Source organism: Bradyrhizobium ingae, assembly GCF_055791185.1.
In genome coordinates, this window is sequence record NZ_JBVUBB010000027.1 from 1 (window position 1) to 10944 (window position 10944).

Genomic DNA, 10944 nt, shown 5'->3' on the forward strand with positions numbered 1-10944 from the left:
CCCGGCCCCGTGGCTCCGAAGCGTCAACTATATGGTCAACCATATATGCGAACCTTAACTGTATATGACGGCTCGCATGTTGCCGGTCAGCTCACGCCGAACAAGGTGTGGGAGACACGCCGCTTACGCTCAATCTGCTTGTTCAACAACGGATCCCGCAGCTGTTGCGGTGTCACGCCCCGATGAAGCACGATGTGACCGAGTTCGTGAGCAACGTCGTATCGAGCTCGAGCCGCGCTGATGTGCAGTGTGTTGATGCCTACGAATGGACGTCCCAGTGACGCCGAATTGAAGCAAAAACCATCTTGTTCCTCCGAAGTGATTTCGAGGTTCACGACCGGAATTCCGGCGTTCTCCAGCGCCAAACATGCGTCCGGAATCGGCAAATCGCGAAGCTTCCAATGCTGCCTCACCGCTCCGGCGGCCGCTTCGATCGATGCGGGCGTCAGAGCTCGAAAGTCCGGTAGCTTCAGATCAGGCAGATTAAGCACCGGGAAATTCACGTCCCGCTCAAGATAGGAAAATAGCTCGCACATCCAAATCATACGCTGCTCGGTCATTTCGCGCGCGTATTTGGTCTCCGCCGATCGCGAACGCCAAAGGCGTCGCGATGCATTTTTTTACAAGGTAGCTCAAATGCTTAACAGGCCTTGGGCGACCGATGCCGTCGCAACTATTGGCTATTAATCGCGCGGCGGAACTGCAGCGACGCCGCAGGTGCGCCGCCCATAGCTTTCAGGGTTTGAAGGTTCCCCTCTCCCCGCGGCGCTCGAGGAACGGAACCTTCGAATTAGTGTGTATTTATGTGTTGACTCCTGTCAAGCTTCGGTGTGTATAAATACACATACGAAATCGGCGAACATTATCAAAGCTCTGAAAGCCGACGGTTGGGAACAGGTTGCCCAGAAAGGCAGCCACATTCAATTCAAACACCCGACTAAGAAGGGCCGGGTCACAGTCCCTCACCCCAAGCGGGACATCCCGGTTGGAACGCTAAAGAGCATCGAGAAGCAAGCCGACCTGAAGTTGAAATGACACCGCATAGAGAGGGCCACCGGCCCACCCAAGGAGGGGAACTCACATGCGACACTATATTGCACTGATCCATAAGGACGCGGACAGCGACTATGGTGTTTCGTTTCCCGATCTTCCCGGTGTGATCACCGCTGGCACGGATCTGGACGATGCACGCGCTATGGCTGCGGAAGCCTTGGCTCTACATCTGGAAGGTATGGCAGCAGACGGCGAAGCCGTACCTGAGCCCTCCTCTCTCGAGGATATCATGGCGAACGCTGAGAACAGAGATGGCGTTGCCGTTCTCATTCCAGCGCCTGCGGAAGAGGTGAAGAGTGTGCGCGTCAACGTCACTCTTCCCGCCGACGTTCTGAGTGAGATCGACAACTATGCCGAACAGCATGGCTTCACTCGATCGGGTTTTCTTGCGCAAGCCGCCAAGAAAGCGATGGCGGCCTAACTAAGGCCATATCCGGTTGAAGCTGCATCCGTCTCCGAGCGTCGCATACGTGCGCGGCCTTCCGGCCAATCGCATCTCTACACGCTGGTGCTGTCTCCACAAACCAAGGCGCGCCAGCTGCGCAAAAGATCGTGCCTGATTCAATCCCTACCCAGCACAGTCTCAACGAGCTGTCTAACGGCCTCTGATCGAGTGAGAACGGAATCCTTCTGCTTCGCGAGTGACGATGACCGCGTGCGGCGTGCGGAGCCAAACCAAGCCCCCGTAGAGCGCGGCCATCGCCAGGATCGCGACGATGGCCGGCGAGGTCGGTAGTCTAAGGCCCCAACGGCGGGGCGGTCGGCTCGTATTCGGTGGGACGCGCTTCCGCGGTTTCGGCTGGGTCTCGGTGTGCAACGAGCGCGTCAACGTGAGAGCGTCCGCCGACGTGAGAGACCGATCGGCTAGGTGGTCAAACCGCTCTTGGGGAGGCAACGCCAGTAAGGCCGACAGCCGCTTCGTGCTGGCCGCCTCGAATGCGCTGACCGAGGTGGCGAACGCCGCCTCAGCCTTGGCATAGCTCTGTTTCAAGCTTTCCATAACCGCGCGTCGCGTCCGCTGGATCTGGCCGAGGCGAAGCACTTCCATTCGCCTCACAAACTTTGCCATGTGCTGTCGGTACTTGCCTGGCAAGGCTGTTGAAGAAGTCAGCCGCGTTCGCAAACGAAGGCTGAGTCGTCGCCATTGTGGATGTAGAAGTGGCCAACGAGCCTGCCCGCGGTGCCGATCATGGCCCATCCGCGACCACAGGATGGATCATTCTCGTCGTGCCCTTCCCATGAGAACTCGGCGCAGGCCGATCCGTCGCGGCTGCCGTAGCGCACGTCCAGGAAGCCCTTCAGAGCCCCAAAGGCGATTTCGCCATCGGACTTGCCGCCGAAGGTGAGATGCGCCTCTTCGACAAGATCGAGGAAGTCGCTGTCCCAGTTGTCCATTTCGACGATGCGCCAGTGGCCGGCAAAGGCCTTGGCGAAGCTGGGCACCTTGGCCATCAGCCAGCCTCCGCGACGAGCTTGGGCAGCCGCACCAGATTGTAGGCGGCCGCAGCGAGGTAGAGGCCCACCATTGAAGGCGTGCTTCATAGGCCAAGGCCATGATCCCCAAGGGCGGGGCCGGTCGGGTGTTTGTCGCCGCGTTCAAGCTGCGACACGTAGCCAGCCGTGACGTTGAGATACCGTGCGAAAACCGCTTGGCTCAGTTTCGCTTCCTCGCGGATCGCCCTGACGTCGGCGCCCGAAATTTCCGCCGTCACAGCAGCGGGTATATCCGAAGCCCCGAGATGCCGCATGGTGATCTTGTCGCGGGCTGCCTTCGTCAGCACGCCGCTCTTGCACATATCATACGCCGTTTCCAGCAGCTCCTTTGTGAGCCGGCTGGTCTTTGCCTTCTTGCTTGCTTTCTTTGCCATCGTGCACCTCGATTAACGTTCCGTCGTTTAACGCTTGGTCGATTTTCAGTTTGCTCGCGTCCAGAGCCGCTGCAAAGCGCAAGCATTCCTATCAGCTGCGCAAGCGTCGTAGTAATTAGCCAAGGAACTTCGTCTAAACGGCGGCCTGGGCATAGCCAACAAAACTAAGGCCTCGACAATTTCATATGTTCATCAGATTGATATCATCATATGTGCATGATTTTTCGATGAAAAAAAACGACAATACAGTCGAACCTGACTTATATTCACGACATGACGACGCTCGAGAAACTCAAACGCGCCACCTGAAGCCAGGCCAAGCCTATCGACGAGCCGATTTGGCCCGATGGTCGACGTCCGTCGATCGGCATCTCAAGCAGTTGGTCGAGAGCGGTACACCCAAGAAGCTCTCTGGCGGTTTGTATGCTTACCCAAAAGAAACGGCCTTCGGCCCAGCGCCAGCATCCGACAAGGATGTCGTGGGAGCATTCCTGAAGGACGATACGTTTCTGCTGGCCTCGCCTAATGCCTATAATAGCTTGGGCGTCGGCACGACCCAGCTCTATGACAAGACGGTCGTCCGTCATCCGTTAAGAAGCCCGGATTGAGCTGGCTGGACAGTTGAACGCGCGCCAGCGCGGGACCAGGAACAGGCACAAAAGATCTCTGAGCCAAGCGAGGATGCGGCGGAAATTGTGGCCGACGGCTGAGAGGACGACGTTGGCGGCATCGCCGGTGCGGCCTTTGAGGTAGCAACGGCCGAGGTGGCCTTCGGCCTTGAGGTGTCCGATGACGGGCTCGATGGCGGAGCGGCGGCGCAGCTCGCGCTTGATGATACCGAAGACGCCGCGCTTCTGGCCGGAGATGAAGACGCGACGGGGATTTTGCGCGTCGTGGCCGCGGTAGCCCTTGTCGACATAGGCCCGCTCGATCGGGCAGCCAGTGAGTGTCTCGGTGCGGTCGATGACGTCGCGCAAGGTGTGACCGTCATAAGGGTTGTCGGGCAGCGACCTGGCGTGCAGCACGAACAGGCCCCCGGGAGCCCGGCAGTTATTGGTGACGATGGAGGCCTTCACCCCGATCTATGGACCACGCCCGCGTTGCAAGAGGAATCAACAAAGGGATGATGCGGTTTGCGCCAATCTATCCGGCTTCGATGTGAGGCTGTCGCCCCGAGCCACTATGGATATCCGCCCACTTCTGTCCTCAATAATTCGCCGGTCTTAGACGGACCATGGCGTGAACCAGGCTTCAGAAGTGTCGGTGGAACCGTTTCTCCATTCGTCCTTTCCGTCTCGCAAACCTCGGCGGGATAGTGTGCTATCTATTCCCCGATCGGATCGTGGATCTTCCTTCCTTCCCGGGTCGGACGTCCTATGCAGCGTGGCCCAGGAAACTTGCTTCGTAGTCACGGCCTTTTGCGAGCAGGCTCCAGGCCATCCGCGCGAGTTTTGCGGCCAAGGCGACAACCAGTACATTGGAGTGGAGCCGCTTCGATGCTGCCTCTAGCCAGGCTCCGAAGCCGTGCCTGGCCCAGGTTTGGCGCTGCAGCAGTACGGCTCTGGCTCCCTGAATGAACAGTGTTCGTAGATAGCGGTTGCCGCGTCTTGATATGCGACCGAGAATGGTTCGATCACCGGTCGAGATTTGTTTAGGTACCAGACCAAGCCATGCCGCAAAGTCGCGGCCCTTCTGAAACGCATCACCAGTTCCGATCGCGGCGATCATCGCGCTTGAGATGATTGGCCCGACGCCCGGCGCACTCATCAGGCGGCGACAATGCGCATCTTGCTCCGCGATCTCGTTGATCTCCTTGGTGACTAACGCGACGCGACGGTCGAGATAACGCCAGTCCTCGGCCAAGTCCTGGATGAGCCGAACCACCCGAGGTGACAGGCTTTCCGAAGATGTTGATAGGATTTGGGGGAGCGCCGATCGGAGTGCTGCCGCTCCCTGCCGCACTGGTAGCCCTCGCTCAAGCAAAAAGCCTCGGATTTGATTAATGACCGCCGTTCTCTGCGTCACCAATCGACTGCGAATTCTGTGGAGTGCCTGTAAATCGAGTTGTTCGGCCGACTTCACTGGGACGAACCGCATTGTCGGCCGCTGAACGGCCTCGGCGATCGCTTCAGCATCCCGAAAATCATTCTTGTGACCCTTGAGGTATGGCTTGACGTACTGTGCCGGCAACAGCCGTACTTGATGGCCTAATTTCTCGAGCTTGCGACCCAGATGATGTGCGCCTGCACACGCCTCCATTCCGATCAGACAACGCGGAACATTGGCCAGCGACTGATCAAGCTGATTTCTCGACCGCTTCTTGCGTAGCGTGATTGCGCCCTTGGCATCGAGACCAACAACATGGAATGTGTTCTTCCCGAGATCGATACCGATCGTGGCAATGTTCGTATTCGACATGGCTTGCGCTCCTGCTGCTGCCCCGAGGGCTCCACGTTGCCGCTGAGAGCGGGCGTGGTCCATGCCATTAACTCGTAAGGTGCAGCGGCCTTGCCTTTGCCGATGCACTCCACCTCCGGGGCATGGAAAGAATAAAGCTTCCATCCGCGCTGGCGCTGCTGCTGCGAGCGGATCTGCGTGGCCCGGCCAAGCGGCAGGGCGAACGCCTCCTCCAGTGCTGGCTGGCCCTCGATCTTACGGCGGATGTCGCGAACGATCCGGCCCAGCCGGCTGCGCAGGATGCGCAACTGCCGCTGATGCCGCCCGAACTGTTTTGCATGAGCGTAGCGACCCGCCATCATCGCCGCAGCCTTGGCCACGCGACAATAGGATTGCCGCAGCCTGACGCCGTGCCTTCTCGTCAGGCGGTTGAGCCCCCTGATGGCTGCATGCAAGAGCTTGGCATCGGTCGGAAAGGTGATGGCCTTCGGCTGCACCGTCGTGTCGACTGTGACTCGCTTGAGGTCCTGGCTGCGCAATGCGCCGGCCTCGTGCGCCACTCGCAGGCTCTCGGCCAACAACTGCTCCAGCTTGTCGCCAAGCCGCTTGCGCCAATGGCTCAGGTCCGAGCGCTCGTGCGGAAAAGCATGCTGGAAAAACTCTTCGCCGGTGAAGAACTGGAAGTACGGATCGTGGACCCAGCGCTCGCACACCCCCTCATCGGACAGCCCATAAATGTGTTTGAGCAACAACAGCCCAATCATGAAGCGGGTCTCGATGCCCGGCCTGCCGTTCTCGCTGTAGAGCGGAGCGATCTCGCCGTCGATCCAGTCCCAATCGATCTTGCCGGCAAGCAGAACCAACTCGTGCTTCATGTTGATGATCTGGTCCAGCCGTGCCCGGAACAGGTCATTCGATCCCGTCGTCTTGTGCTTCTTCGGCCGCATCGTCCCTCCGATGCACCACACAAAGCACAGTTCATAGCGATCGGGAATCCAGAATCGAATTTGCAAGGTTTCGCGCGCTCAAGCGTCAAATCCCTGCAAATCTCCAACGCCACCAAATCGCAAAAACAGACTCCGGCTCAATCGCTTAGAGGCTTGTTCACGGGCGACTCGTCCACAATCACAAGCGCCATTGCGAGTTTCAGCTCGGCAATCGCAAATTTGCAGTCCGCGTGAAGCCGCGCTTTCCGAAGTTACTGACTCCTGCTTGTTGATCTCGTCAATAACGTCGGTCAGCTCGCCGAAGCAAAGGAAGAGGTTCTTGAACGGGTGAAACAGCGTGCGGCGTCGACCGATCGACGGCGCTTTGCGTCGGGCAGTTCGCGAGTATGGAAACGAACGAACCAAGAACTTTTTTGATCACGCGCTAACGGCGGGCGGACCGCATGCCGGCTGACTTCCTCCACAATCACCCGCAGTTTGCGGATCTGATCCGGATTGTGGCGGAAGAAAAGAGCATTAATCCAGCCATGGTCGAAAAAGACTGCTGGATCGTGCACAGCCTTCGGCTCCATCGCCTTTTTTCCAACCACGAGTCTAGCTTCGAGCGTTGATATGCCGCTTGAAAAAGCTGCATTCAATCGTGCGGTAGTGTTCGAAGCTCGCCGCGACAGTTGATAAGTGGATTGCCCTCGCCTGGGCGCACCGCAACGGTTCGGCCGATAAATATTCCGTGCGTGCCAATGACTTGATAGTGGTGCAAAACGCATTCGAGAGCGCAAATTGCGCCTTGCAATAGAGGCACGTCGAGAATTCCCTGATCCCAAGGACCGGTATCGAACCGTTGGAGACCTTTGGAGCCATCTCGGCCGGCGAACCGCAGAGCGATGTCCTGATGATCAATAGCAAGAAGGCTCACGCCAAAACTGCCGTTCGCGAGTATCGCATCGTGAGTCCCGGAACTATTATTGATGCCGACCAGCAAACAGGGGGGCTCTATGCAAATCGAAGTGATAGAACTGACCGTTAAACCACGCCGTTCAAATGCCGTTCCTGTCGCCACAATCGCAACACCGCTGGCCAGATTTCGCATGGCTTGGCGAAACTCGATCGCCTCGATGGATTGAATATCGCTCATCTGGCAAGGCAACCGATGATCAGCGCCCCGCCTGCGCGACCACGTTCAAGTTCGAGCGTTCGCGCTATGCGGACATTGCCGCGCTCTCGGCTCTCGGTTCCCCAGGCCGGCCGATCAATTTGTACTCTATCGCTCGGACAAGCTACTCGGTCGAGCTTGTGACTAGCCAGTTCGTGGTGATGAACACGCCTGCAGGTTCTGTCGGCAAGCCTAATGCGGGCCTGATCGTGGTTGACACTAGCCCATCCGTCTTCAAGGCTTAGGCGCCGACGCGCCGCTGGAATAGTCGCAAAACTGCGCAAACGGGACTTTTGGCGCTCCGCTGCAATATGCAGATGATCCGTGACATGCGGATGCGCGATCAACACTCGCCGATCCCACCATGGTCCTAAGGCCGATTTCGCAATTGTCGATACACGACGTTTCGTTGCGGCGGGTTGCACACTGACGCGTGTTCCCGATCTATCGATCATGCGAAAACTGCCGCTTTCAGCGTGGATACGAGTGTGGCGCATCAGCTGATTGGAGACTTTGCGGGTCATTGGTTCGCCCAGGTCGCTGCCGCCTGGTTTGGTGAAAGCAGAGCGCGAGTTGCTGCTGTCAAGTCAGACTGACGCATGAGATTTTCGCCCACAAGGAAGGCCGAGATGCCGGCTCGCGAGAGCCGCGTCAGATCAGTGAACGCGCAGATGCCGCTTTCACTGACGATCAGACGATCCTTCGGGACGAGTGGCGCCAGGGTTTCACTTGTCTTAAGGTCTGTCACGAACGTGCGCAGGTTGCGGTTATTGATGCCAATCATCTGCGAGCGAAGCTTGAGGGCGCGATCGAGCTCTGCGCGGTCATGGACCTCGATCAAGACGTCCATGCCGTACGTTAAGGCCGCAGCCTCGAGGTCGCGGGCAGCCCCGTCGTCCAGCGCGGCCATAATCAGCAGAATGCAGTCGGCGCCATGGGCGCGAGCCTCGATCACCTGATAAGTGTCGAAAATGAAGTCCTTGCGCAAGACCGGCAGGTTTGTGGCCGCGCGCGCCGTGTCCATATAATCAAGGTCACCCATGAAAGATGGTTTGTCCGTTAAGACCGAGAGGCAGGCGGCGCCTCCTGCTTCATACGATCTGGCAAGCGACGGCGGATGAAAGTCAGAGCGAATGAGTCCCCTCGATGGCGATGCTCTCTTGAGCTCGGCGATGAGGGCATAGCTACCTGACGCGCGCTTCTTGTTAATTGCGCTGAGAAAGCCGCGCGGAGAGGGCGCACGCCGTGCGCGCGCGTCGAGCTCAGCACGCGGAAGCTCGCGTCTGGCAGACGCGATCTCTTCGCGTTTGTATATCTCGATCTTCGTCAGAATGTCGGATTCGATCATGTCGTCTATTTGGCGTTGGAAATTGCAACCAGATGCTTCAAGCGGGCGGCGGCGGCGCCACTATCAAGTGATGCCCGCGCGACGGCCACGCCCTCCTTCAACGTTGTGGCCCGACCGGCTACTATAATGGCCGCTGCTGCGTTCAGGAGAGCAACATCCCGATATGGGCCTCGCATGCCATCCAGCACGCTCTGCAGTGCAATCGCGTTCGCATCGGGATCTCCGCCCTTCAGTTCCTCCTTTCCGCAGAGAGGGAGCCCGGCTTCTTCCGGCGTCATCTCGAAGCTGCGAATTTCGCCCTTCTCCAGCGCGGCGACAGAGGTGGGGCCGGTGAGCGTGATCTCGTCAAGTCCATCGCAGCCGTGCACCACCCACACCGATTCCGCACCGAGGCTCTTAGAGACCTCCGCTAGAGGCTTCACCCATCGGCGCGAGAACACACCGATCATCTGCCGCTTGACGCCGGCAGGATTGCAGAGCGGTCCAAGGAGATTAAAGATTGTGCGGGTCGCGAGCTCGACCCGGGTCGCGTTCACGTTTTTCATTGCCGGATGATGGGTCGGCGCAAACATGAACCCGATCCCGGCATCCCGGACACAGCGGGCGACATCATCTGGCTCCAAAGCGATCTTTACTCCGAGCGATGCCAGTACGTCGGCGGAGCCTGAGCGTGAGGACAGCGCGCGGTTTCCGTGCTTGGCGACAGGAATGCCGGCGCCCGCGACAATGAAAGAGGCGCATGTCGAGACGTTGACCGAGCCGGAACCATCACCGCCTGTGCCCGCAATGTCGACGGAATCGGGCGGTACATTGACCGGTCGCATTCTGCCGCGCATCGCGGAAACCGCGCCGGCAATTTCTTCCACTGTCTCGCCGCGTACCCTCAGCGCCAGCAACAACCCGCCCATCTGCGCGGGCGTCGCCTTGCCCGACAGCATACTGTCGAACGCCTCGGCCATTTCCTGGTAGCCCAAGGGGACGCCGCTAGCGACTTTGCCCATGATTACCTTTAGATCCATCACGCACTCTCGAGCCAGACGGAATTGTTGGTCGCGCTTTCGACCCGCGCACGAGCGGCCCTGTCGATCGACGCGGCTATTTCCCAATGCGGCCTGCCGCCCTGTTGAGAGATGCCGCCGGCGCTTCTTTGCTCAGGGCGCATTGAATGCCTTCCTTTTCGCTTTTGGTCAGTTCGGGACTTCGGGTGGGGCAGGACGAGTTCAGCGATCGAGACGATCAGAGCTTCGGTGCCGTGACGGCTTTCTGCCTGTCCGATGCCGTTTGTGGCTGCCGCCACGCCGCCGCAAATATCGTCGGTACCGTCCAACGCAATGCGCGAAGTCTGCAAGATGCTTCAGATCTCGTTTCAACCAAACCCGCCACCTTCACCTTGGCATTCGCGCGCACTGACAAGCGCAGCCTGCTCCATTGGAGGACCTCGTTTTGGCTACGATCTTCTGGAAACCTACAACTTGACGCTGCGACAGCTTCAAGCCATTTCAGCGAACGAGGAGGCGGCACGCTTGCAAGCGTGGACTCGCGCTAAAAGCGGGAGGCGATCAGTCTGGCTAACATTTGCTACACTGCTCACCCTCGACGTCCCTTCTTCAGAACTCGACGCTTTTGATACGATGTGATTCGTTACGGCGTCGACTGGAATGGCCGGATGTCGCTTGAACTTTCCGCAGTTGTGCCGCCAGTCGCGGTCTGCGCCTAGCGACCACGCCGCCCCGCACACTGCACCTTGTTCAATAACTCTGTCGCGAGAGTGTTGAGCAGCAACACGTGCCACCGAACACAGCGAAGCCGCATGCCCAAACACCGGGGATGGTTCGGCGAAGTTTGCCCAGGAGCGGGCGGACGCAACCGTCGAGGGCAGAGGATGCCAATTCTCGAGACAAAATGCGCTCGGAGTGGAACCGCCCTAGTCTTAAATCGTTCAGCGTATACTTTTGACGCTCAAGTGAGAAAATGCATGAGCGCGTGGGAAAGCGACCGACTTTTCAAATCTAACGACACTTCCTTTCTCACTATGCCCTGCCTCGATCTCGTTCCGTGCCGTGTTTAACTCGACGGCCTTTAGAAGATCCCCCCGCCGGTGCACGCGGCGGGGGCCCCGCAGGTGGATGACGCGAGGCTCGCGAACGAGGTGTCGCACCAAGGACCCGCGCTCATTGA

General features: G+C 58.7%; 12 protein-coding genes and 2 pseudogenes. 3 read left to right on the top strand and 11 right to left on the bottom strand.

Annotation, left to right across the window (positions count from 1 at the left end):
* Positions 1-86 precede the first annotated feature (86 nt).
* Positions 87-560, bottom strand: coding sequence for an ImmA/IrrE family metallo-endopeptidase (locus ACV1FX_RS29500; protein WP_473121079.1), 474 nt, complete (start codon positions 558-560; stop codon positions 87-89).
* Positions 561-834: 274 nt separating this feature from the next.
* On the opposite strand from ACV1FX_RS29500, the gene ACV1FX_RS29505 reads away from it, so the two are divergent.
* Both ACV1FX_RS29505 and ACV1FX_RS29510 read left to right on the top strand, forming a co-directional pair.
* Positions 835-1035 carry a type II toxin-antitoxin system HicA family toxin gene (locus ACV1FX_RS29505; protein WP_473121158.1) on the top strand — a complete coding sequence of 67 codons (201 nt, stop codon included), beginning with the start codon at positions 835-837 and terminating at the stop codon, positions 1033-1035.
* Positions 1036-1081: 46 nt separating this feature from the next.
* Positions 1082-1474 (top strand): type II toxin-antitoxin system HicB family antitoxin, encoded by a 393-nt coding sequence (locus ACV1FX_RS29510; RefSeq protein ID WP_473121080.1) that lies wholly within the window; start codon positions 1082-1084, stop codon positions 1472-1474.
* Between the two features lie 686 nt (positions 1475-2160).
* On the opposite strand, the gene ACV1FX_RS29515 is transcribed toward ACV1FX_RS29510, so the two are convergent.
* Both ACV1FX_RS29515 and ACV1FX_RS29520 read right to left on the bottom strand, forming a co-directional pair.
* On the bottom strand, positions 2161-2505 hold the full coding sequence (locus tag ACV1FX_RS29515; RefSeq protein WP_473121081.1) for a hypothetical protein: 345 nt from the start codon (positions 2503-2505) through the stop codon (positions 2161-2163).
* Between the two features lie 86 nt (positions 2506-2591).
* The gene (locus ACV1FX_RS29520) at positions 2592-2921 is read right to left on the bottom strand and encodes a helix-turn-helix domain-containing protein (protein WP_473121082.1); all 330 of its coding nucleotides are present in this window, start codon (positions 2919-2921) and stop codon (positions 2592-2594) included.
* Positions 2922-3148: 227 nt separating this feature from the next.
* On the opposite strand from ACV1FX_RS29520, the gene ACV1FX_RS29525 reads away from it, so the two are divergent.
* Entirely contained in the window at positions 3149-3529 is a 381-nt protein-coding gene (locus tag ACV1FX_RS29525) for a hypothetical protein (protein WP_473121083.1), read from the top strand.
* Here the strand turns inward: ACV1FX_RS29525 and ACV1FX_RS29530 are convergent.
* The 8 genes and pseudogenes from ACV1FX_RS29530 to ACV1FX_RS29565 all read right to left on the bottom strand — a co-directional run.
* A pseudogene (locus tag ACV1FX_RS29530) lies at positions 3512-4000 on the bottom strand (IS5/IS1182 family transposase); the annotation flags it as partial. The gene ACV1FX_RS29525 and the pseudogene ACV1FX_RS29530 overlap by 18 nt on opposite strands.
* Before the next feature lie 295 nt (positions 4001-4295).
* Positions 4296-5339 carry an IS110 family RNA-guided transposase gene (locus ACV1FX_RS29535; protein WP_473121084.1) on the bottom strand — a complete coding sequence of 348 codons (1044 nt, stop codon included), beginning with the start codon at positions 5337-5339 and terminating at the stop codon, positions 4296-4298.
* A gap of 20 nt (positions 5340-5359) precedes the next feature.
* A pseudogene (locus ACV1FX_RS29540) lies at positions 5360-6265 on the bottom strand (IS5 family transposase); the annotation flags it as partial.
* Positions 6266-6555: 290 nt separating this feature from the next.
* The gene (locus ACV1FX_RS29545; protein ID WP_473121085.1) at positions 6556-6837 is read right to left on the bottom strand and encodes a hypothetical protein; all 282 of its coding nucleotides are present in this window, start codon (positions 6835-6837) and stop codon (positions 6556-6558) included.
* A 62-nt stretch (positions 6838-6899) separates the two neighbouring features.
* Positions 6900-7400 (bottom strand): flavin reductase family protein, encoded by a 501-nt coding sequence (locus ACV1FX_RS29550; protein WP_473121086.1) that lies wholly within the window; start codon positions 7398-7400, stop codon positions 6900-6902.
* A 538-nt stretch (positions 7401-7938) separates the two neighbouring features.
* Entirely contained in the window at positions 7939-8766 is an 828-nt protein-coding gene (trpC, locus tag ACV1FX_RS29555) for an indole-3-glycerol phosphate synthase TrpC (RefSeq protein ID WP_473121087.1), read from the bottom strand.
* Positions 8767-8771: 5 nt separating this feature from the next.
* Positions 8772-9788, bottom strand: a complete 1017-nt coding sequence (trpD, locus tag ACV1FX_RS29560; RefSeq protein ID WP_473121088.1) for an anthranilate phosphoribosyltransferase — start codon at positions 9786-9788, stop codon at positions 8772-8774.
* Positions 9785-10114 (bottom strand): hypothetical protein, encoded by a 330-nt coding sequence (locus ACV1FX_RS29565; protein ID WP_473121089.1) that lies wholly within the window; start codon positions 10112-10114, stop codon positions 9785-9787. Before ACV1FX_RS29565 ends, trpD begins: the two co-directional genes overlap by 4 nt.
* Between the last annotated feature and the right edge of the window lie 830 nt (positions 10115-10944).

Excerpts from the sequence above, each read along its gene's own strand:
- ACV1FX_RS29510 (WP_473121080.1), top strand. The coding sequence starts at position 1,082 with ATGCGACACTATATTGCACTGATCCATAAGGACGCGGACAGCGACTAT.
- trpC (WP_473121087.1), bottom strand. The coding sequence starts at position 8,766 with ATGATCGAATCCGACATTCTGACGAAGATCGAGATATACAAACGCGAA.
- ACV1FX_RS29535 (WP_473121084.1), bottom strand. The coding sequence starts at position 5,339 with ATGTCGAATACGAACATTGCCACGATCGGTATCGATCTCGGGAAGAAC.
- ACV1FX_RS29500 (WP_473121079.1), bottom strand. The coding sequence starts at position 560 with ATGACCGAGCAGCGTATGATTTGGATGTGCGAGCTATTTTCCTATCTT.
- ACV1FX_RS29550 (WP_473121086.1), bottom strand. The coding sequence starts at position 7,400 with ATGAGCGATATTCAATCCATCGAGGCGATCGAGTTTCGCCAAGCCATG.
- ACV1FX_RS29520 (WP_473121082.1), bottom strand. The coding sequence starts at position 2,921 with ATGGCAAAGAAAGCAAGCAAGAAGGCAAAGACCAGCCGGCTCACAAAG.
- ACV1FX_RS29545 (WP_473121085.1), bottom strand. The coding sequence starts at position 6,837 with ATGGAGCCGAAGGCTGTGCACGATCCAGCAGTCTTTTTCGACCATGGC.
- ACV1FX_RS29525 (WP_473121083.1), top strand. The coding sequence starts at position 3,149 with ATGAAAAAAAACGACAATACAGTCGAACCTGACTTATATTCACGACAT.
- ACV1FX_RS29515 (WP_473121081.1), bottom strand. The coding sequence starts at position 2,505 with ATGGCCAAGGTGCCCAGCTTCGCCAAGGCCTTTGCCGGCCACTGGCGC.